The organism is Photorhabdus heterorhabditis, from assembly GCF_018448905.1.
Taxonomy (GTDB): Bacteria; Pseudomonadota; Gammaproteobacteria; order Enterobacterales; family Enterobacteriaceae; genus Photorhabdus; species Photorhabdus heterorhabditis.
In genome coordinates this window covers 30,504-52,351 of sequence record NZ_RCWA01000034.1, presented here as the reverse complement: position 1 = coordinate 52,351, position 21,848 = coordinate 30,504, and the positions used below count along the sequence as shown (strand labels likewise).

16 protein-coding genes and 1 rRNA gene are annotated in these 21,848 nt (G+C 39.3%); 4 read left to right on the top strand and 13 right to left on the bottom strand.

Features of this window, described 5'->3' with window-relative positions; translation table 11 throughout:
* The first annotated feature begins 4 nt into the window (after positions 1-4).
* The 4 genes from rrf (at position 5) to gntU (ending at position 3,843) form a co-directional block, all read left to right on the top strand.
* Positions 5-120: ribosomal RNA gene (gene rrf, locus EAE89_RS17885) — 5S ribosomal RNA — on the top strand.
* A gap of 684 nt (positions 121-804) precedes the next feature.
* Entirely contained in the window at positions 805-1,800 is a 996-nt protein-coding gene (gntR, locus tag EAE89_RS17880; RefSeq protein WP_214086340.1) for a gluconate operon transcriptional repressor GntR, read from the top strand.
* A gap of 166 nt (positions 1,801-1,966) precedes the next feature.
* Positions 1,967-2,506: a gluconokinase gene (gntK, locus tag EAE89_RS17875; RefSeq protein WP_054479021.1), complete on the top strand. Its 540-nt coding sequence runs from the start codon at positions 1,967-1,969 to the stop codon at positions 2,504-2,506.
* A complete protein-coding gene (gene gntU / locus EAE89_RS17870) occupies positions 2,506-3,843 on the top strand; it encodes a gluconate transporter (RefSeq protein ID WP_054479019.1) in 1,338 nt (445 codons plus the stop codon). The genes gntK and gntU overlap by 1 nt, the downstream gene beginning before the upstream one ends.
* Before the next feature lie 111 nt (positions 3,844-3,954).
* On the opposite strand, the gene EAE89_RS17865 is transcribed toward gntU, so the two are convergent.
* The 13 genes from EAE89_RS17865 to EAE89_RS17805 form a co-directional block, all read right to left on the bottom strand.
* Positions 3,955-4,875: a GNAT family N-acetyltransferase gene (locus tag EAE89_RS17865; protein WP_214086339.1), complete on the bottom strand. Its 921-nt coding sequence runs from the start codon at positions 4,873-4,875 to the stop codon at positions 3,955-3,957.
* Positions 4,876-5,088: 213 nt separating this feature from the next.
* Positions 5,089-6,309, bottom strand: coding sequence for an SGNH/GDSL hydrolase family protein (locus tag EAE89_RS17860; protein ID WP_214086338.1), 1,221 nt, complete (start codon positions 6,307-6,309; stop codon positions 5,089-5,091).
* The gene (locus EAE89_RS17855; RefSeq protein WP_054479013.1) at positions 6,296-7,426 is read right to left on the bottom strand and encodes an SGNH/GDSL hydrolase family protein; all 1,131 of its coding nucleotides are present in this window, start codon (positions 7,424-7,426) and stop codon (positions 6,296-6,298) included. Before EAE89_RS17855 ends, EAE89_RS17860 begins: the two co-directional genes overlap by 14 nt.
* Positions 7,413-8,834 (bottom strand): MBOAT family O-acyltransferase, encoded by a 1,422-nt coding sequence (locus EAE89_RS17850; protein WP_214086337.1) that lies wholly within the window; start codon positions 8,832-8,834, stop codon positions 7,413-7,415. Before EAE89_RS17850 ends, EAE89_RS17855 begins: the two co-directional genes overlap by 14 nt.
* A 325-nt stretch (positions 8,835-9,159) precedes the next feature.
* Positions 9,160-9,948, bottom strand: coding sequence for a protein bax (locus EAE89_RS17845; protein WP_054479011.1), 789 nt, complete (start codon positions 9,946-9,948; stop codon positions 9,160-9,162).
* A gap of 1,414 nt (positions 9,949-11,362) precedes the next feature.
* A complete protein-coding gene (locus EAE89_RS17840) occupies positions 11,363-12,439 on the bottom strand; it encodes a fimbrial protein (protein WP_149617315.1) in 1,077 nt (358 codons plus the stop codon).
* Between the two features lie 12 nt (positions 12,440-12,451).
* The gene (locus tag EAE89_RS17835; protein WP_149617316.1) at positions 12,452-14,929 is read right to left on the bottom strand and encodes a fimbria/pilus outer membrane usher protein; all 2,478 of its coding nucleotides are present in this window, start codon (positions 14,927-14,929) and stop codon (positions 12,452-12,454) included.
* Between the two features lie 25 nt (positions 14,930-14,954).
* The gene (locus tag EAE89_RS17830) at positions 14,955-15,653 is read right to left on the bottom strand and encodes a fimbrial biogenesis chaperone (protein ID WP_214086336.1); all 699 of its coding nucleotides are present in this window, start codon (positions 15,651-15,653) and stop codon (positions 14,955-14,957) included.
* Between the two features lie 67 nt (positions 15,654-15,720).
* On the bottom strand, positions 15,721-16,302 hold the full coding sequence (locus EAE89_RS17825) for a fimbrial protein (RefSeq protein WP_054479005.1): 582 nt from the start codon (positions 16,300-16,302) through the stop codon (positions 15,721-15,723).
* Positions 16,303-17,244: 942 nt separating this feature from the next.
* Positions 17,245-18,366 (bottom strand): DUF4056 domain-containing protein, encoded by a 1,122-nt coding sequence (locus EAE89_RS17820; RefSeq protein WP_214086335.1) that lies wholly within the window; start codon positions 18,364-18,366, stop codon positions 17,245-17,247.
* Positions 18,363-19,508 carry a BamA/TamA family outer membrane protein gene (locus tag EAE89_RS17815; protein ID WP_214086334.1) on the bottom strand — a complete coding sequence of 382 codons (1,146 nt, stop codon included), beginning with the start codon at positions 19,506-19,508 and terminating at the stop codon, positions 18,363-18,365. Before EAE89_RS17815 ends, EAE89_RS17820 begins: the two co-directional genes overlap by 4 nt.
* The gene (locus EAE89_RS17810) at positions 19,508-20,494 is read right to left on the bottom strand and encodes a hypothetical protein (RefSeq protein WP_054479000.1); all 987 of its coding nucleotides are present in this window, start codon (positions 20,492-20,494) and stop codon (positions 19,508-19,510) included. Before EAE89_RS17810 ends, EAE89_RS17815 begins: the two co-directional genes overlap by 1 nt.
* Positions 20,495-20,645: 151 nt before the next feature.
* The gene (locus tag EAE89_RS17805) at positions 20,646-21,839 is read right to left on the bottom strand and encodes a benzoate/H(+) symporter BenE family transporter (RefSeq protein ID WP_054478998.1); all 1,194 of its coding nucleotides are present in this window, start codon (positions 21,837-21,839) and stop codon (positions 20,646-20,648) included.
* Positions 21,840-21,848: the final 9 nt, after the last annotated feature.

Sequence of the window (21,848 nt, the reverse complement as noted above, 5' to 3'; positions counted from 1 at the left end):
TATGCCTGGCGGCGATAGCGCGGTGGTCCCACCTGACCCCATGCCGAACTCAGCAGTGAAACGCCGTAGCGCCGATGGTAGTGTGGGGTCTCCCCATGCGAGAGTAGGACACTGCCAGGCTTTAAATCCGGTGAACCCCCTCAGCGTAAGCTGGGGGTGTTTGCGTTTGGGGGTCAGAGACGCGATGACATGTCGGCTCGCCTGGCGGCTCATATAGTGCTCCACTGCCCGGTCTGCGAAAATGGCTCCCTGTGTAAAGCCTGCACACGCTAGGTAACTATTGGTATAGACATCATAGTAGACGTGAATATAGCAGATAGACAGCTTAGCCATCTGATAGACATTCCATTAAGAAATAGACAGCTTATCTATTAGGTTAATAATCGAAACCTGCTATATCCGCTATAGCGGTAGTATGAAAAATAACTTAAATCGCTTCCTTCGGTTTATAGAAAATGAATCGTGAAATTCCAAACTCAGCTTATCATTATGGCTTTCTTTAAGAGTATTAATACGTTTTATTGAGTGGATTGCTGGTAGGCTATAATAAGTTTGAATTTTTGTTTTAGGATCACTAAAAACTATGAGGTTTTTATTATCGTGGTTATGGTTCTTATTCAAAACTTTTTCATCTTTAAAACCTTTTTGGCGTTTCATCTTATTTTTCTATCCACGATAAATGATGAATAGGATTCATCGCGTTTTTTGCTAAATTCAAAAAAAGTGTATCCTGATAGTGTATAACTATGTCATAACATTGTGCTTATTATCTTAAATTCTACTAATTTTAAATTGTCTTAAAATATGAAGAAAAAACGTCCTATTTTACAAGATGTGGCTGATCGTGTTGGTGTGACGAAAATGACGGTAAGTCGTTTTTTGCGTAGTCCGGATCAGGTTTCTGAACAATTGAGAAAGAAAATAGCTGATGCTTTGGATGATTTAGGTTATATCCCGAATCGGGTACCAGATATCCTTTCTAATTCTACCAGCCATGCTATTGGCATTTTGTTGCCTTCGTTGACTAACCAGGTTTTTGCGGAGGTTATCCGTGGTATTGAATACGTGACAGACCGTAATGGATATCAGACTATGTTGGCTCACTATGGTTACTTGTCAGAGAAAGAAGAAGAGCGTCTGATTTCTTTGCTTTCTTACAATGTTGATGGCTTGATTCTTGCGGAGCGTGCTCATACTCCGCGAACCTTAAGGATGTTGGAAACGGCCGGTATTCCTGTCGTTGAATTAATGGATTGTGTTTCCCCTTGTTTTGATACAGCAGTCGGTATTGATAACTTTGAGGCGGCTCGGCAGATGACAATGGCAATGATTGAGCGAGGTTGTCAGCAGGTTATTTATCTTGGAGCAAGACAGGATGAGAGGACAATTATTCGCCTGGAAGGTTATGAAGCTGCGATGAAAAGCGCAGGTTTAAAGCCTGGTAAGGTGATGACTCCAGACAGCTCTTCTTACACATTGGGGGGACAGTTATTGAATGAAGCACGAACGAAATATCCTGATGTGGATGGCCTATTCTGTACCAACGATGACCTTGCTATTGGGGCAATTTTTGAGTGCCAACGTCAGGGAATAGTTGTACCGGACGATATTGCAATAGCGGGTTTCCATGGTCACGATGTTGGTCAGGTTATGACACCAAAACTTGCGAGTGTACTGACACCTCGTGATTTAATGGGACGGAAAGCTGCTGAATTATTGATGTCACGGCTGAAAGGTGAACATTTACCGCAGAAAATGGTCGATATTGGTTTTGAAATATCACTAGGAGAAAGTATTTAATCGATCTATTGATTTTATATTTTTAAACTTACTTTGCGATAAACATCACATTTTTATTTCCTGAAGATTCTGTGTTGTTGCGAATATTGCTGCTACTTCCGATAATGTTACCGATAACAGTTACCGGTAACATTCGCAGATAAAATATCTGTGCTAAGGAGCTTATATGAGTGATACCCATCATCCGAATCATGTTTTTGTGCTTATGGGGGTATCCGGCAGCGGTAAATCTGCTGTTGCTAATGCTGTGGCCTATAAATTGGACTCTGCCTTTTTGGATGGCGATTTTTTACATCCAAGATCTAATATTAATAAGATGGCTGAAGGCTATGCACTGAATGACGAAGATCGTAAGCCCTGGCTGAAGTCATTGAATGATGCAGTTTTTGCTATGCAACGCACAAATCTAGTTTCTCTGATCGTTTGTTCTGCTCTAAAAAGGCATTACCGGGATATGCTGCGTGATAATAATAAGAATCTGTCATTTCTTTACATGAAAGGCGATTTTGCTTTAATTGAAAGCCGGTTGACAGCACGTAAAGATCATTTTTTTAAACCTCAAATGTTGATATCTCAGTTTGAAGCATTAGAAGAACCAGACAGTGATGAAAAGGATGTTTATCTGATAGATATTAGATCGTCTCTTGATGAAGTGATTAATCACTCAATAAAAATAATTAATAGCGTCATTTCAGGGGAAAAATAATGGGTACTTTGACTTTAGTGCTGACAGCGGTTGGCTCTGTCCTTTTACTACTGTTTTTGGTGATGAAGGCCAGAATACATGCTTTTGTGGCATTAATACTGGTTTCTATGGGGGCGGGTGTTTTTTCAGGTATGCCGCTGGATAAAGTGACCGAAACAATGCAAGAAGGAATGGGGGGGACGCTAGGCTTTCTGGCAATTGTTGTCGCACTGGGTGCAATGTTTGGTAAGGTTTTACACGAAACAGGCGCTCTGGATCAGATTGCAGTTAAATTACTAAATAGTTTTGGTGAAAAGCGTGCTCATTATTCATTGGGGATAGCTGGCTTGGTTTGTGCTTTGCCACTATTTTTTGATGTAGCTATTGTTTTACTGATTGGTGTGGCATTTGCAGTAGCGCGCCGTACTGGCGGTAATGTAGTGAAATTGATTGTCCCTCTGTTTGCGGGTGTTGCAGCTGCTGCGGCATTTCTGTTACCTGGCCCAGTTCCGATGTTGTTAGCTTCACAGATGAATGCCGATTTTGGCTGGATGATCCTGATTGGTATCAGTGCATCAATTCCCGGGATGTTACTAGCTGGCCCGATTTTTGGTAGTTTTATCAGTAAATATGTCACCTTGAATTTACCTGCTGATATAAGTGAGCCAAGCCTTGGTCAAGGTAAAATGCCATCTTTTGGTCTGAGTTTATCGCTGGTTTTGTTTCCCTTGGCTTTGGTTGGATCAAAGGCTATTGGTGAGCGCTTTGTGGTACAAGGTTCTGAATTGCACCAGTGGCTTGAATTTATCGGCCATCCATTTTCTGCGATTCTGGTTGCTTGTTTGATTGCCATTTATGGTCTGGCAATACGTCGGGGAATGAGTAAAGAAAAAGTGATGGATATTTGTTCTTCGGCTATTCAACCGGCTGGAATTATTTTATTAGTTACTGGGGCCGGTGGTGTCTTCAAACAAGTATTGGTGGATTCCGGTGTAGGTCCTGCTCTGGGGAATGCATTGATTGGTTCTGGCCTGCCAATTGCATTAGCGAGTTTTATTCTTGCTAGTACGGTTCGTGTTATTCAAGGATCTGCAACTGTGGCTTGTTTGACGACGGTTGGTTTGGTTCTGCCGGTGGTTGATACGTTGGGATATTCTGGCGCTCAGCTTGCGGCTCTTTCAATCTGTATTGCAGGAGGTTCTCTGGTATTGAGCCATGTTAATGATTCAGGTTTTTGGTTATTCGGTAAATTTACTGGCGCAACAGAATCCCAGACCCTGAAAACCTGGTCAATTATGGAAACCATCCTTGGAACAACGGGCGCTGTTGTTGGGATGATTTTCTTTGCTGTGATGTAATTCCTCTGTCATCTTAAATAGCCAAAATTTGAAGTACTCTTTTATGGCGTTGAACAATGCCGCCTTCTATGAAGGCGGACGATAAGCCAATTATGTAGATGATTAATAAAACTAGAATAGTGTTCTCGCTAATGGATGGCGATTGCACCAGCGATCTTTATAGGCGAAAGAAGGTCTACCAATAGAATAGCGCATAGTTTTTTGCTGCTGCTGACAAAGATCCGAGGCATTTCTAATATTCAGCCACATTACGATACTTCCAAGACTTAGATTGGAATATTCAGGATCGAATCCACCATTTATTGCATCAAATGAAATCCATTGAGGGCTATCTGATTTTATAACTAAATCATAGGCTACGGGAGTTCCATTGATAGTTAATACACTTCCGTACAGGTGTTGCTTGAGTTCAGTGTATAATTCAATTAATTTTTCTTTCTCTTTTTCATTATGTTGTTTAGCCCACCGTTTTTCGTACAGAGTGGTGTAAATGTCGACGAATTCTTGGCAGGTAAAATCGTCAATTTGACATATTTCCCCGCCTGAACGCTTAAACTTATTAATTTCATTACTGCGATTTCTTCTTGTTTTATAAGAAAAATCTTCTTTGGCAAGGCATATTGTTCGTTTATTTAACCGACCATAATGAGCATTGATAAAATTTTCTTTGTGCAAGACTGATAGGGTTTTTGATTTACCTGGAATTATGGTCTTGAGGTATTTAGCAATAGGGAAAATAATTTCGTCATAACTGAAAAAATTATAATCTTTCTGATGACTTGCGGCCAGATGATGATCTTTGCACGTAAAGTATGCTCCTTCGATAATGTTTGCTGACAGTGGATTTTCCTTAACGTAAAAGATAAAACTATTGCCAAATTTTTCATTTAGAAAACGTACAACATTTGGGTGAGTAGATATTCCCCCGCCATAAAGAGAATACGCTTGTTGATAACGTTCAAAACTACATTCTTTCCAACCGGAAATGAATCTTCTTATGGAACCTTTAGGGTACTTTTTTGAGAAAATCATATTTTAAACACTCTTTTTAACGCTATGTGTTACAGGTGGTACGAACTTATTTTTCAATCTATCAAATACAATAAAATGATGATTTATCTTTATTGGATTGGTTTTTAGCGATTTTTTGCATGTTGCAGTTATAAATCTAAGGCTAAATATTCAATTTTTCCGCATTATATAATACTGATGTTTAGTATTATTGAAACGCGATTTTATCGTTACCTATTGCCCAAGAGTATCCATTAATTGTTTATATAACGCTTTCGCACTACGCTCATAACCAGCGGCTGAAAGGTGAACATAATCAGGTCGTGCAAGATTTTGTTGCGCCCAGCGCTTAATTGAACACTCGCCACCCATATATTCACGCCAGTTCCAGAATAGTGTGTGCTGATCTTGAGCGACTTCTTGTTGAATATGGATAACATTATTCAACATGGCGGGTTGTTGTGTTGCGCAGCTTGTTGCTTGGCTATTTTTTAAGGAGTCACTTGGTCCGATGATAAGAATAGCTGTTTGTGGTAACTGGTGACGAATCTGTTTTATCTTGGTTGTCAATTGTTGGCGATAACCCGATAAATCTAACGAATCATTGAAAGCTGCATTTGTACCATAAGCGAGGATAATTAGATCAGGATGCATTTGAACTAAGGTATTAATCCATTGTGGCTGCCATTTATCCATCATATTAATGGTCGCACCATTAATACCTAAAGCGGATAATATAACACCTGATTGTTTACGTTTGATAAACCAGCCGCCTAATTTCAGCTGATTATCTTGTATCGCCATGATATTAATTGGGAACTTGACGGTTTTTTCAGGGGAAAACTGCCATTGACCGTGAGTTGACGGTAATTTAAGGGTTTGTTTGGTTGCAGACTGAACCAGAATCTGAGAATCACCAGATGCCTGATATAACGCTTTGAGTTGATAGTGAGTATAGGCTGGGGCAAATAGCTTTAAAACTAGTTTGCTGGTTTCGCTATTAGGCTCGGCAATTGTCCCTCCGAGAGGGAAATCGGTCCGGTTATCTTTGCGGCTGGTGGTCAGTTCCCATTGCTGTTTATCATCCGTTATACCAAGTATTGCATTACGTTGTCCGGGGACATCTATTGGGCTGACAAAACCAATACCGGCATCACCAAAGCGTTGTTGTAACAGAGAACGGAGCTTGCCAGTGAAAAAATCCGCAGCAGTGTGGGAATCACCCATCTGAACAAAATGCAATTGCTTATGGTGGCTGTTGCGAAGTTTGTCTGCAAGTAAGGCTAGATTCGGCTCACCAAAGTCGGTTAACTGTTGGTTGGTTATCACTGGGTGTTGTGTTAGTAAAGATTTAGGTTTCCGCTTATGGCATGATATCAGGCTTAAAGAGAGTATGATGATCAGACCAATGCCAACAGGCTGGTATCGCTTGCGAAGTTGTTTAAGCATTTCCATTTTGTTTGGCTGGTTCCTGAATAAATTCAATCAATGAAATTATGTTGTCTGAAATAGTTTGCTGACCTTTCAAGCTAAAGTGTATACCATCACCGCTTCTGAGTTTAATTTTATTACTATTATCACCAATATAATCAGAATAATCATCCGCATGATATTTAAAAATATCATTAACAGAAACGTATATTTCTCCGGCTCTTGCTACTTCTGATTGATACAATGATCTCAGGTATTCCATGCTGGTAGAAAGTTTTTTCTGCCGCATATTCGGAGGGCCAACCCAGATGACATCGGCGTTATGGTGACGTGCTTCAGTGAGGATCGTGTTGATACGTTGGCGGTAGAGGTTTTCCCAATCAGTGCTGGCAAATTTTAGGTAAATACGTCCATATTGTGGTGGCATATCCCAAGGATCATTGGGTCCCAGGAAGATAACAACCAACTTGATATCGTGGTTGGCTTCCAGCGTCTTATTGATAGTTGCCGGCCAGTTAAAGAAACTGGGGTAAGCAAGCCCAGTACTTTGCTTGCTGAGATTAATACTTGAAATACCGTAATCCTGAAAGAGCCGACGTTTCAGATGAGGAGCAATACCTTGCATCATTGAATCTCCGGCAAAAAGTACTTTATCCTTAGCTGTTAGCGTCACATTGGTTTTGGCGATAACCGTACTGGATGGGTTATCTTTTGGATCATGGGGCACTGACGAAATGACAGAATTAGCATGAGGGGATTTTTGTAATAACGCAGGGAAAGTCTCAGATGAATTTGTAGCAGGAGAGATATAACCATTTAAGAACCGCAATCCTATCTGAAAATCTTTAGGGAGTGTAATACTGGATTTCTGAGCAGCTTGCTGATGATTGTCTCTGTTATTGCTGGTGTGTAATATGAAAGCTTCTCCCGCAGCCAGAACCCCTTGTTCCAGATTATCCCCAAAATCCCACAGAGGATTACCTTGTAACGTTGCCCAAAGGCTTTGCTGGTGGTATTTCTGTTGCCAGAATCTATCCAGTGAACGATGATTCAACCAGATTAACAGTAGGCTGGTTAATACTATGATAAGAATGACTTGCCCGGCTATTTTTAAATTGGATTTGAACTCAGAAATTAGCATAGATAAATCCTGGCATTCCTTGTGGTGAAAGCATAAATACCAAAGTCAGAATGATAGCTAATGGTATTGGGTAGTATATCCATGGAATATGGGCATGGATTTTCTCAACTACTGTTTTCAGATTAACGAGTTGCGGGTAAATAATAAACAGCCCCCAGAACATTATCAGCAACCAGCCATTGGCTATGATTGAGTGGAGTAAATTTGATGATATTAATTGATTTAATAATGCTAGGGCATCATCCAGAGTAGGACAACGGAAGAAAACCCATGCCAGACAAACAAAGTGGAAAGTGATCACTTTGGATAAAAATGAAGTCATTGGGTTCTTGGGTATATTCTTATTTTTTTTATCTGTTGGAGAAAATAATTGATATTTAATATTTAGGATGACTAATCCTAATCCATGGATAGCTCCCCAAATAATGAAGTTAATTCCGGCACCATGCCATAAGCCGGAGATTACCATGGCGGCAAATAAATTAAGGTTTTTACGTAGAAACCCTTTTTTATTACCGCCAAAAGGAATATAGACGTAATCGCGGATAAATTCAGATAAACTGATATGCCAACGGTGCCAGAAGGCTTGTAAATTTTCAGCCAGATAAGGGGCATTGAAGTTTTCAGGAACTTTAAATCCGAGGAGCAACGCTAATCCGGTAACTAAGTTGGTATAACCGGAAAAATTAAAATAGATGTGCCAGGCATAGGCATAAATACCAACCAGGATTTGCCCTGCATCGTAGCCGATGGGATCATCAAAAATTGGATTTACATAATTTTCAGACAAATAAGAGCTAAACAGGAATAGTTTAGTTATTGCTAATATAATCAGTAATATGGCTCTTGATGGTTCGATGATTGTTCTTGATGGAATCTGAATTTGAGGCAGGAAATCTTTAGCTCGGTTTATTGGTCCGGCAACAATACTTGGGAAAAAGCAGAGGTATAAAACGACATCAGGGAATGATGCCGGTGGAATTTCATTTTTTCCAACGGAAACGACATAGCTAACAGAATGGAATGCATAGAAAGATAAACCAAGAGGTACGAGTAGTGTCAGTACAGGTAAATCTATGGATAAGCCAAATTGTGCAAACGCTTGCTGGAGACTTTCTTGAAAGAAAGAATAATATTTGAATACAGTAAAACATCCCAGAATACCTATCGTTAGGATAGTAAACGTGATGCGATTGGATAGAAATTTACTGACTATGTTTGCTAAAAGATAAATGAATAATGTATAACCAAATAAGATACCGGCGAAAAGTGGATTAAAAGAAAAGATAAACAGATAACCTGCGATTATCAGCAAATAGTTTTGTACTTTTGCACTTTTTTGTAACATCCAATACAAGAGAAAGAAGGCAACAAAGGACCCGAGAAACTCAAAAGAAAAGAAATTCATATTAAACTCTGGTTAATCATTTCGTCGCAATTAAGACAATCTTGAATGATATTATAATATTCAACCTAAACATTCTATCAATGAGTAAGACAAGCTGGTGGATGTAAGAAAATCATCCATTCCATATTTCTATGCAACAGATGATATTGGTAGTTAGAGAGCTATATACCCGTTATCTTTCAAGTTGCTGCTTTGTTGGCTGCTTTCATTTACCACTTACCCCAGTCACATCGTTACCTATGCTCCTGGGGATGCGTTCACTTGCCGCCGCGCTGCAAATTGAAATCCATTAGGGTATATATTCGAACTCATACTGACGAGAATTTTAGTCGTACTCGTTTTTAGCTAACTTTTGTGCTTGAGTGATAAGCCCTTTGTTGCTGTTAAACACCTTATGCAGGTAACTGTTGTAAGTAGAGCCTAATTGTGAATATCCTTCAAGATTATCAATCAACTTGCTGGTGTTCAGTGATTTTTGAAGGCTCCTCTGTTTAGCGCGTGAAACCCGTAATGATTCATAAGCATTATGGGTATTCATGTTCCGCATATAGGCTTTGACAGAATCATTTATAGTCGGATAGGAGAAATAACCTTTTATCTTACCCTGAGTTCTCTTACAGCCGTTACCGCAACGCATACCGAACAGGTTGTTATTCTGCTGTGCAAGCTTAGAAGTTCCCCAACCAGATTCTGTTGCAGCCTGAGTAGCAACAAAATGGGTTGGAATGATGTCAACACGGTTCAGTAGCTTGTTCCAGTTAACTTTTTTAGGTGAGCTGCTACAGCTCATGTTGTAGTTTTTACAAATCTGTTGCAGGTGCTTGATATCCTGAGAGGACCAATGTTTGGCATCCTGATGTTTCAGTAGCCATTTCCTTTCCTGCATAATTTGTTGATTGTGTTGATCAATCACAGGGACAACAACATTTAAAAACGCTTTCTTACGTGGGGTGCCCGAAGGGTATTTTCGTAAATCTGGCAAACTACTTGGTATGCCATTGTGAGAATACTCTATGCTTTTAGCGGTACTAGTTGATGCTTGACTAAAAGCGGAAAACAACAGTGAAATAAAGAAAGCGAAGATGGCGGTTGTCCTCATCGTTCGAGAGGGCATTGCTTTTCCTCGTTTGCTCTGAATAAAAAACGAGCTAATGCTAGCAAAATAAATCCAGTATGACCAGAGTTATTAATAATCCATAAGAATTTCTACTGAAATTTAAGTTGATATACTACGGATGTATTCTATTTTCTATTAAGTTATAGTTGGTTGTGTATGATTTCTATATGAAATAATATTGTCCAGTTTGGTTTATATATAATAAATAATAATGTTTTTTTCGTTTAATTCACTCCTGAAATGTTTTTACCGGGCAGGAAAAGATCGATAAACCGGTTGAGCGAATATCTAAAGTTATTGGATTTGGTTTGATCCCATTTATCTATAATATTGCTAATTGTAAGAATACTGCCCCGAGTAATAAACTAACGGATATTAATATTGCCGCTATAATAATAAGTATCATTTTCATAAACAGGTAACCCGTCACCGATAGGTGTTTTTTCTCTGTGAGTTAGATATTGAGTTTTGTCTGTCAGGCTTGAGCTGATTTTGTAATATACCTGTTATCTTTCAAGTTGCCTCTTGGTTGGCTGCACTCACTCACCCCGGTCACAGAGTTCTCTATGATATAGTTATCTATGCTCCCGGAGATTCGCTCCCTGGCCGTCGCGATCCATCTTGAAATCTATTGGGTATATATCTATGGTCATTGGTGCGGTGCAGGGTATTCGATATGATTATAAATGTTAAGTTAAAATAAGTAACAAAGTGTTAAAATTATCTACTTTTTATTATGTTGTGAAAATATAATAAAAAGATATATGTTAAAGTAAATATTTTCCAATATATTTATTCTTTTAAAATATAAATATGCATATTTTTGGATTTGTATTAATAATGCTTTTTTAATTCAATTTATATTGGATATGTAGTGGGTTGGTTAATTTTATTTGTATTGATATGTTATGTTTAAATATATTTTTATCTGACTTTATATTGTTTTTTTATTTGATTTTAATTTGTATTTTTTGTATGTAATTGATTTTTAATTATTTGTTTTCTTGGTGATATGTCTGGTTGAATTGTTTATTCTATTATGGTTTATATTGTATTAATTGCTTTTTTATATTGTGTAAAATGTATTTGAATGTATTTTTTATGACCTTGTTTATATTTAAATAATATGATTGAATATGGTTTTGATATTGTTTTTTTAATCTTATTGATAAGTTTAAATATGTTGTTTTTATGTATTTTATGAATTGTACTATTTTATTAGGAAATTAAGTCAGTGTTCGAGATTGTTGAATGCTAGAATTATCATTGCTTTACATAGAATCAGGGTAGGTTACAAATGTAAATGAATTTTTATTCGGAAACACTTTGTTACATATTATTACTTATTGATACATAAATCGGGGTTCGGATAACAAAAAGAAGGGGCATTTCCTTTGCTTCTTGATTTTGGTTAATTGTATTCAAAGTTCAGAACAGAGGTTGCTTTTAGTTCCCCTGACATAATGTTTTTAGGATCATAAACGTAATAGTAAGCATTAAGATCAATGGCAAAGCGTTTGTCCATGGCATTGTCGGTATTTTTGCTGAATAACGGTGTTGCACCTTGGGAAGATGTTTGCGAGGTACTGAAAGTGATAGGTGTTGAACTACCCGGTTGAGAGACTCGGATGCCAACGCCTTTAGCGGCGCCTGCTTTGTTATCGATTAAAGTTCGGTTATCGTTTGGTAGCAGATTATTACTGCTGAGATAGGCTTTAACTGAACGTGAAGTTTTACCATTAAGAAGAAAATTGCATTCAAAGTTGAGTGTAAAAGGTGTTTCTCCTTTATTTGTTCCGCTAAGAAGCGTAGCGCGGTTAACCTTTGGTAGATTCACTGTTAGTCCCGCATTTGAGAAGTGACAAGTCGTATCTTGACGATTAAAAATCATGGTAACGGGTTGGTAATAGATATCTTCAGAATGAGTGGGCCATACCCAGGTGAGAATAAAAGTCAGGAAATCGGTAGCAAAACGGAGAATGGCGTCAAAAAGTCCTATATTGGTGGTGTCCATGGCTATTACAGCTGTCTTTAATGTTGCAGTGTTACCGGAAAAAACGTGAATATTACTACCACCAGGTCTACCGTTTAATAGCTTAACATTAAGTGTAAATTGGGCTTGCAATTTGCTGGCAGGGTATGTCGTGTTACTGTTTCCCAGATAAATATTACTACTGGGAGAAAGATTAGTGATAGTCACTTCTACATAATTTTTGCCTCCATTGAATCCGAGAACAACCTTATTTTTGGTAAACGGTGAACCGTTAGCAACAGAGTTTTGCTTCCATAATGCATTTGAGGTGCATTTAAAATAGCCGGAATACCGGGTATTTAGTTGCCAGCTTGCATTACTGTTCAAGTAGAGATGATCTGTCATATCGATATTGATTGCTGGTGCAGTGATTGCGACACTGGGTTGACAGTTTGCATAAACTATACTGCTGTTCAGGCTGATTAGGGCCGACAGATACAATAGCTTAAGTTTCATTATCTTCCTCCCTTAACGACAAGTATTGGCGGTTGAGTCCATTTCATCAGGTTGTGGATCGCTTATTACACAACTCTTTTCACCTGATTTATCAATGCGGACATAAACTTGTTGCGGCAATTTTTCTACTCGTAGGAAAACCATACTACCCTGACCAATATATCCAAGGCTGTTACCTTCTGAATCGACAATTTCAGTACCGAAAGGTAAAGGTTTACCATTGGCCTGAGTGGAGTAGAAAATGAAAGTTTTTCGCTGGTCTGTTTTAAATCTGATATGGGTAATAGAACCGGAATAGGGAGCAACATCTCTGATGTTACCGATAAGTTCAGCCGACTCTTCCGGCACTTCACTGGTATCCAGCATGATGGCGTTTTTACGGTAAGGGGAAAGATAAGGTATCAACAATTTACCGCTGTTATTCGTCACCATGCTTTTATCACCATTCACAGAAGCGTTAGCTGTGCCTGGTGCGTCAATGATTGCAAAGGTTTCTCCAACCTGATTAGTGGCCAGAATGCCGCCCTGATAAGCAACCAAACTGCCTGTTGCACCGAGTCCCATCTGACGGTAATCCTTGGATTGGCTATAAGAGCTACTGAGTGTGGAAACGGATGTTTTATAGGTCAAATTTGCGCTGGTTGTGGTGGAACCGCTTTTCTGATCTGAAATGTTAAGGTGATAATTCAGACGGTTGTGTGGGCCTGCGCTGCCACTTAATCCCAAATCACTGTTGTTGTAGTGATTATCATTGATTGAGATATTACTGGTCAGATAGGCAGGATAATCAAACAGCTCAAAAGGAACAGACAGCATCAGATAGTAACGTTGTTCCTCTTTACTGTCTGTTTCATTGATATTGTACCGAACACGGCTTGCTGTCAGGGTATAATTGATTTTGCCCAGGCTGTTGGAATATCCCATTTGATACTCTCTGCTTTTATTCTGGGTTCTCCAGTAATCACGGAATGTTCCCGAAAGAAAAAGTGAACCCGCCCCGCGACCAAGATTTTGGTTTAAATTAATATTGAAGGTGTTTTTCTGATGAGAATAGTATTGTCGGTTGTATCCGCTACTTAGCCAGTCATGCAGATTAATGGCATCGATCAAATTCAGATAGTTTTTAGTTGAATAGTGATAAGCAGCTAGAGAGAAATTGGTTCCTGTTTGTGGAATATAGCGGCTATAAGCTGCTTTGTAGCTCTGGCCTTTCATCGTTGGGGTATTGTCAAATTTAGTACTGGATTGTGAAATATCAATTGAGACTGCGCCAACTGGTAGGTTAAATCCACTGCCTAATAGTAATGAATAATAGTCTTTGCTGATAATGGCACCTGTATAACCGGTAAGAATATTATTGAACCCATATTGATAGCTGGCTTGGAAAAAGTTGGGTTTATGGTGACTGTTGGCAATTTGGGCTTTTCCTGCACTGATATCATATTTGCTAAGACCTTCTTTCATCATATTAGGGACAGATGAAAAGGGAACAGTAAAGCTGTTGGTGCGTCCATCCGCTTCTGTAACTTCGACAAATAAGTCGCTGCCAGAACCTGTTGGTAAAATAGTATCAATGGCAAAAGGTCCCGGTGGTACACTACCTTGGTAAATAATAACGTTATCCTGCGTGATTTTTACCAAGGCGTTAGTCTGTGCAACTCCCCGGACGATAGGGGAAAACCCTTGCCAGGCATCCGGGTACATGCGCATATCTGTTTTTAAATTAATACCACGGAAGCGGAAAGAATCGAACAAATCACTTGATGTATAGCGATCACCAATACGAAGCTCTGAGTTAATTAATGAAATTCCTCGTTGCAGATATCGGGTATTATTACTCCATTTATTGCCATTTGAACGTGTGTAGTGATAAGCGGATTGATCACGTAATTGCCAGCCAAATAGATTTAAACCGCTATTAAGTGATACGTAAGCATTATCTTCATTTTCATGACCACGATGCTGTTTATTCCTATTCTGAGTACGGTAATAGTTGGCATTATAGGAAAGCATGGCTCCTGGAATCCCTTTGTCCCAGAATGCAGGATCGATGTAGCCTTTTAGTTCATTTTTAATATAAGCTTGAGGGACAACCAAATATAAGCTGAGTTTAGGAACATCAAGATTAGCTGTTCCTTCATGTATTATCTTAGTAAGGAGAATTTCATCTTGAGATAAGGATGATTCTGGTAATTGGTTCTTATCAATTATTATACCTAACCTTGGCAAATCTTCATTTAGCAAGTAAATATCGTTGCCATCGTTTTGGATATGAATATCAAATCGTCCTTTCCAGTCATTATTTAGGTATACATCAATATCGTAACGGCCAGCGGGTAATTCGGAAGTAGAATAAAATCGGGACAAATCTGCTTTTGCAGATTCGCCAGCCAAAAAATCAGTATTAAATGTTGTGGCATAACATAAATAATCTGTATACAGGATAGTGGTGATTATCAGAGCTAACGGACTAACTTTTTCTCTTATCATGTTCTATGCTATGCCAGTAATATCACTATTGAAGTGGTAAAGTTAATTTATTTATAGAACCAAAGTCGTCAACAATAGCTAAAGTTAATTTGTCTCCGATTTTTAATTTTTCATTGGTACTGAATGAATAAGAAGAGAGTGGTTTAATGATTGTTCCCTCGTTTAATAAATTAGGTTGAGTGTTGGAAGATTTGAGGCCGACAACATTTAGGAAATAGGGTGATGAATTATCCAATTTTAATTTGCTGCCGTCACGTTTTAATACAATATGCTGTTCTATCTGTTTAGGTGAAATAGAAAGCTTTTCAGGCCGATAGAAAAATTTGATGCGGGTACGAATAGCAATCTGCATGACGTTTTTATCGGCAATATTTTCTGCAACGGGGGGAATATCTAGAACATTTAAATAAAACAGTGATTCCCGATCAGGGGGTAGGTTGCTGTTAGTGTACTTAATTCTTAGTTGTTGGCCGTTATTGCCATCAACTTTGACGACTGGAGGCGTGAGCAAAAAAGGGACTTTAGCTGTTTCAGGTGTTGAGTTAGGATCGCCATCATCTATCCAGGATTGTACCAGAGAGGGCTGATCGCCCGCATTTAATAATTGAACAGACACTTCTTTATTACTGGCTGGATAAATAACACGAGTTGTATTAATGACGATGTTGGCATATGAGGGTAAAGCCGTCACCGTTAATAATGTAGCTAAAAATAATTTCTTCATAATGTTATTTTTGTCAAAGTAGATAAGCCTATTTATCTAAATAGGCTTTATTTATTGTGGTGAATAATTATAGGTAAGTAAGGTGATAAGTAACCCTTGTTACTACTTTACCTGGGTCCGCCTCAGCAGTGCCTACTTTATAATATTTAGCATAGAAATCAATAACTTCAGGCGCTGAGCCAGAACCTTTGATCCCGGTATCAAAAGCTTTATTCAGAATAATCGGGGTATTTTCTTCTGAATGTTTAACAATAGCAATACCTACGTTTTTAGGCTTACCATCTGCATTAACTTCTTCGTTGACCAGATACTTACCATCGTTAGAAATAGAGTTTGCTGATGAAAACTCTATTTTCAGCATAGAGGTTTCTGGGGCAAAACCAACCGCTTTGGATTGGCAGTTAGAAAATTCTAGTGAAAATGCTTTTTTACCGGAATCAAGTAAACCTTCCTTTTGGCTGGCTTGAGAGACAGAGATAGGAGCTAATATAATTGACAGATTCGCTGAAACACCACCGTTAATAGTACAAGTGGTATCAACAACTGCACCAGAAAAATGTATAGTGCCACCATTAGCACCCTCGAATGCAATTGCAGAGCTTGTAGTAAAAATAAGAGCGGCGGCGGTGGATAAAGCTAGTTTATTCATTTTTCCTCTCCGGGAGTAGGGATGTATTGAATTGGCCTTATCAGGGTAGTGAAGAGAGGGGCCCTGAATCCCCTGACACATCAAAAAGATTTTAAAAAGATGTTTGTGTCCGTCTGAAAAATTAATTTGATTTTATGGATTTAAAATAAAAATCAACATATTATGTGACTGAAAATAGTTTGGTAACTTAAGTTAGATTTAATAAATTTAATTGTTGCTGATGTAAGTTATTGTTTTTTTACTTAGATAAAGATGATATTGTTGATACATATTTATACCTTGGAATTATATATTATAGACGATTATACGTATTTAAGAAGTTTTTTTTATTATTTAAATTAAATTAAGAGTAAACTTCTATGTTATGAGTGAAAATAAGTAAAATACACGATGTGTGAGTGTTTTTTGGAATTAATACCTGTGTTTTTTTGTTTTTGTGAATTTTATTTCTGTTGGTGTTTGTTTGGCAGATTAATGTTTTTTTGATTCTTTAATTTGTTTTTTATGTTGTTTTATATTAATTATTTTATATCAATTAGTTATTGTTTTTTTATCTTTGTAAATATTTCAGTACGGTTTTTTGTTATTTGGAATAATATTTTGGGAATGTGGTTTTTCTTTGGTGACTTAATTTAAGGGCTGTTAATGTAGTTGGTTCTATTATGGGGGGATTGATTTTATATTATGGTATAATGTTATGGAAATGGTAAATAATAATTGATGATAATTCGTTAAAATTATTCATTAAGAAATAGTAATCTGAGATCTTTTTATATGTCATTGACTGATGATGTTATTTTCATTGGTAATATACCCGTTATCTTTCAAGTTGCCTCCTTGTTGGCTGCACTCATTCACCCCGGTCACAGAGTTATCTATGTTCCCGGGGATTCGCTCCCTTGTCGTCGCGATCCATCTTGAAATCCATTGGGTATATATGAATCAATGATTTTCTTGCTGCTCTTTCGCTTTTTCTGCCAGTTGTGGAAAATCATTCACGTTCCAGTAGCTTTCTGGCACAGGAAGCTCTTGCATTTGGCGGCCAGGCCACAATTGTAATTCGGCTAATTCAGATAATACATAGCCAGAATATTGTTGTGGTAGGGCCAGTCTGAGAGGTTGTTGCCGTTCTGTCGGAACCATATTAGGCATACGGTTGCTGTGAGTATGGTAATCACGCTGAAGAATTAAGCGATTATCAGGTACTCGACGTTTACTGTCCCACCAGATACCATCAACCCGTTCAAACATTTTACGGGTTTCATCAGCAGATAAGGCTTCCAGCTCACGCAGTGCGGGAGGTAAAATGGCTTGCATTGATAGGCGGTATTGTTTCATTGACGGAACTTGCCCTGCCAATATCAATGAAAGAGAAAGGCGGGCTCCTAATAGATTGGAATAGAGATCTTCAGGAGAAAACGCCGACACTTTTTCAGAAAATCCTGGTACAGATTGATAACCATACCATTGGGCAATTTCATGCCATACAGCAAGCTCAAAAGCGAGTTTTACGGCCAGATAAGCACTTAAGGTATAGCGTTGTTCTGTAGTTGCTGGTGGCATGAATTGATAAAACTGGATGCGGCGTGATGCTAATTCGTTACTCAACTCTATATGCCATTCTTCTCCAAGACGGGGCCAAATTTGGCTGAATAGAAAAACAGCATTATCGGCAGTATCCCGGACATGGGAAATGTCAATGAATCCGCCTCGGCGGGTGTATATCATCCCCACTTTTTCATTACTAATACCTGTTAGTGCAGCGACATTACCAAAAAAACTGTTAGTGTAATGATGTTCGCCGAGATTATCGGCATCCAGTACATTACTTATTTGATAAAAAGGTATTGGAATGGCAAGTAATTGAGTTTTTAAATTATAGCCAAAAGCACAGCAGGCTCTAAATCCTTTGGGAGAAGGGATTGGATTAAGAACGGGCCATGCTCGTGTTGCTTCGGCGTTTGTTTCACTATTTAAATCAGGTTGTACAGGTGCAATTGGAGAAAATGTTCCCTGGCATCCTGCAACTAACATTAAAGCAGCAATCCATAAACGCAATTTCAAAACGCCTCTCCTACCTGAAAATAAAATCCATTGCTTTTCTTACCGATACCAAAATCTAGTCTCACATTCATTTTGGGCTTGAATTCAAAGCGATAGCCAACGCCAACGGTGGGTAGCCAGTTTTCTGAGCCAATATCTTCTGCGTAATGGCTTAGGGTGCCAGCCCCAGCCCACAAGACAAATCCGTGCCGCCAATTCAATTTGCGCCGATATTCTAATTGGGTGCTGATGACATTTTTATCCCGGTATCTGCCTTCATAATATCCGCGCATCCGGTTACTGTTACCCAACATTGACAGCATATTCCACGGTACTTGACCATCGGTAAAACGGCCGTAACTATCAAATGTCAATACAGATTTTTCATTTAATTGATAATAGTGGCTGTATCGCATATCAACAGTGTTAAACCGGCGGTCACTTGCCAATGTAGGGGAAAAATGTGTGTAGGTAATATCAAGCACTTGCCCTTGATAAGCGTTAGGCAGGAAATCCCGGGTGTCATAACTGAAATAGGCGCTTACCCCAGAACTTAAAATGGATCGTCCGTCGCTTTCGGTTGCGAATAGTTTTTTCGCGCCATTGTCAGGGTCTTTGGCATGTAGTGATGAAAAATTCCAGCCAGCGCCTAAATAGGTAGAATCAGCAACCCGATAAAGAATTCTGGGTTGTAAGCGCAGCTCTTGTGAGCGATATTTTTCTTTGTGGGCATCTATCTTGCCTGCGTTATATCCGGTTCCCCAGTAGTAGGTAGGAACGTTATTCAATGTACCGGAAAGAAAGAAACGCCACTGATCATCAGCAAAAAAATTGTAATTATCAAATGTGAACCCAAAGGCGCCGGTTGAAGAGGTAAATCCATTCAGGGAAAGGGAAGAGATTTGGCTGGTATGATCGTTATCATCTGGCCGATAAAGACCAACGACAGCAACACCAAGGCCAGCACCTAATTCTGGGGTATAAAAAGGGCCGGGTAAAACGCCCCAATCAATCGCTTTACTGCTGTCATAGGTATTACTGCCACCTAATTTTTCAAGCCAGTGATCAATTTTTTCCCTGCTGAGTGGTGTTTGAGCATATGAGAAATCAGAAATAAAAAGGCTGACTAAAGCCAGCCGATATAAAGTACAGCGGATATTCATTAAAAACGGAATTCTCCTGAAATATAGCAGCTATTACGTTTGTTAAAGCCAACTTCCGTCAGCAAGTTGAAATTACGTGTGACTTCCAGCCTTGCGCCGACGGTATTATTCCAGCGAGCCGAAACATGCTGTTTCACTTTGAATTTCATATTATCATAATCATCGAATGCACTTACCATTCGGTCAAACATAGGGGGTAAGTCCAGATTACTAATCTTGCCTTCAAATTTCTGAGTAATTTTCTGGTACATACCGCCGGTCCATACTTGTAATTTGGTATTTCCTTGCCCCGGGATGATTGGTTGGAATGTAAATTCATAACCAATACGCGGTGTGATGACCAAAGCGCTGATTTTGCCATCCAAAATATCCAAACTAGTGTAGGTATAGTTGGTATCAAGCGTACCAAAGAACAGGTCGTAACCTCCTGCCAGAGTCAAACCGCCACCGTAGGTTTTACCTTTAAAATCCAGTGTGAAGGGAATATCTTTCATTCCTTCAATAGTCTGACCCATAAAACGAATTCCTTCAATGTTGGTTTTCGATGTACCCTTTGTCCAGCCGTAAACGCCATAAATATTCAGAAAAGGCAGAACCCAAGTATCCAGCTTGAGCATATGGGATTCATTCTTTTCTCGGGTCTTGCCTGTTTGAATACCCAGTGAATCTTCAAATCCTGGGGTATCCGGTATAATAATTTTAATATCGTCTACAACGATATTCTGTCGCATATTCATATAACCATAACTAGCGCCAAAAGGCTCTGGTAGGTCATAACCTTTAGCTCTGGCCTCATCCCCCCAAATAGGCAGTATTCGTGATTCTTGTTTATTAGGTTTTCTGGATAAATGACCATCAGCAGTGATTGGATTTCCTCCGGACTGACTGACAGAGATAGAAAGAATTGGGCGGTCATCTGCATAGCTATAAGGGATCGCCAGACAGGATAAAATAACAGTTAACTTGCTAATATTAAAAAATTTCATAATAGAAAGCCCAGTTTTGCGAGTAAGAGGATTTAAGGTTTTAGATATGTCCCATCGTAATATTCAGCGCGCAACAAACCGGGCAAATTATCATAAGTTTTATTAATAATAAGTATCATAAAATGCTGAAAAGTATAATTTTACTGTTCATCTAATGATCGATTTTGTTTTTCTCAGGCAAAGATAAAAGGAACATGGTTATTACACCACCGATTAACCCCCAGAATGCAGCACCTACGCCAAGTAATGTTACGCCGGAAGCCGTGATTAAAAATGTTATTACCGCTGCGTCTCGTTGTTTTTCATTCTGTAGGGCCTGTAGCAGGCTGCCAGAAATGGTTCCAAGTAACGCTAATCCGGCGATAGTATGAATAAGGGCTATGGGTAGTGCGCTGAATAACATACTGATCGAGCCACCGAACAAGCCCGCTATCAGGTAAAATACCCCGGCAGCAGCAGCGGCCATATAGCGGCGATTGGGGTTAGCATGAATTTCTGGACTCATACAGATAGCCGCTGTAATTGCTGCGATACAAACGGAAAAACCACCAAAAGGGGATAAAATAAGCGCGATTAGCGCTGTCCAGCTTATCAATGATGAAACAGAAACCGGATATCCCGCTGCTTTCAGTGTGGCGATACCGGGTGCATTTTGAGATGCCATGGTAACGATAAAAAATGGGACACCAACACTCAGTAATGAAGAGAGCGTAAAACTGGGTGCAATAAATTCAGGGGCAACAAATGCGACAGCGGATTGCTGTTCAAAATGAATATCTCCCTGCAAAAAGGCGATAATCAGCCCTGATAGCAGTGTTAAGACAATGGCATAGCGGGATAAATATTTGCGCGTCAGAAGATAAGTCAGGCACATTCCGGCGGTCAATACAAAATTGACTGAAAGCGAGGAAAAGGCATCAAGGCCAAAGCGTAATAGAATACCAGCCAGCATTGCGGCGGAAAGCGCTTGTGGAATATAGTTCATCAACCGTGCAAACAGACCGGTAATACCACACAGAAAGATCAGAGCCGAGGCAAAAATAAAGATACCAATGGCCTCGTTGATTGATGTTCCTGGCAGCGTTGTCACTAGCAGCGCGGCGCCCGGTGTTGACCACGCGGTAAGGACGGGTGCCCGGTAATAGAGCGATAGTCCCAGAGAGCTGATACCCATTCCAAGTCCCAGCATACTCAGCCAGCCACCGATCTGCACGGTTGTGGCACCTGCGGCTTCAGCAGCCTGAAAGATAATAGCCGCTGAGCTGGTATATCCAACCAGAACCGCGACAAATCCGGCGATGATTGCCGGAAAAGAGAGGTCCCGCAAGGAAATTGCATGGCGCATAGTTGTCTC

What these genes read in the sequence shown, in the direction of transcription:
- gntK (WP_054479021.1), top strand. Translation starts at nt 1,967, where the DNA reads ATGAGTGATACCCATCATCCGAATCATGTTTTTGTGCTTATGGGGGTA.
- gntR (WP_214086340.1), top strand. Translation starts at nt 805, where the DNA reads ATGAAGAAAAAACGTCCTATTTTACAAGATGTGGCTGATCGTGTTGGT.
- gntU (WP_054479019.1), top strand. Translation starts at nt 2,506, where the DNA reads ATGGGTACTTTGACTTTAGTGCTGACAGCGGTTGGCTCTGTCCTTTTA.
- EAE89_RS17860 (WP_214086338.1), bottom strand. Translation starts at nt 6,309, where the DNA reads ATGGAAATGCTTAAACAACTTCGCAAGCGATACCAGCCTGTTGGCATT.
- EAE89_RS17805 (WP_054478998.1), bottom strand. Translation starts at nt 21,839, where the DNA reads ATGCGCCATGCAATTTCCTTGCGGGACCTCTCTTTTCCGGCAATCATC.
- EAE89_RS17835 (WP_149617316.1), bottom strand. Translation starts at nt 14,929, where the DNA reads ATGATAAGAGAAAAAGTTAGTCCGTTAGCTCTGATAATCACCACTATC.
- EAE89_RS17810 (WP_054479000.1), bottom strand. Translation starts at nt 20,494, where the DNA reads ATGAAATTTTTTAATATTAGCAAGTTAACTGTTATTTTATCCTGTCTG.
- EAE89_RS17830 (WP_214086336.1), bottom strand. Translation starts at nt 15,653, where the DNA reads ATGAAGAAATTATTTTTAGCTACATTATTAACGGTGACGGCTTTACCC.
- EAE89_RS17840 (WP_149617315.1), bottom strand. Translation starts at nt 12,439, where the DNA reads ATGAAACTTAAGCTATTGTATCTGTCGGCCCTAATCAGCCTGAACAGC.
- EAE89_RS17865 (WP_214086339.1), bottom strand. Translation starts at nt 4,875, where the DNA reads ATGATTTTCTCAAAAAAGTACCCTAAAGGTTCCATAAGAAGATTCATT.
- EAE89_RS17845 (WP_054479011.1), bottom strand. Translation starts at nt 9,948, where the DNA reads ATGCCCTCTCGAACGATGAGGACAACCGCCATCTTCGCTTTCTTTATT.
- EAE89_RS17855 (WP_054479013.1), bottom strand. Translation starts at nt 7,426, where the DNA reads ATGCTAATTTCTGAGTTCAAATCCAATTTAAAAATAGCCGGGCAAGTC.
- EAE89_RS17850 (WP_214086337.1), bottom strand. Translation starts at nt 8,834, where the DNA reads ATGAATTTCTTTTCTTTTGAGTTTCTCGGGTCCTTTGTTGCCTTCTTT.
- EAE89_RS17815 (WP_214086334.1), bottom strand. Translation starts at nt 19,508, where the DNA reads ATGAATATCCGCTGTACTTTATATCGGCTGGCTTTAGTCAGCCTTTTT.
- EAE89_RS17825 (WP_054479005.1), bottom strand. Translation starts at nt 16,302, where the DNA reads ATGAATAAACTAGCTTTATCCACCGCCGCCGCTCTTATTTTTACTACA.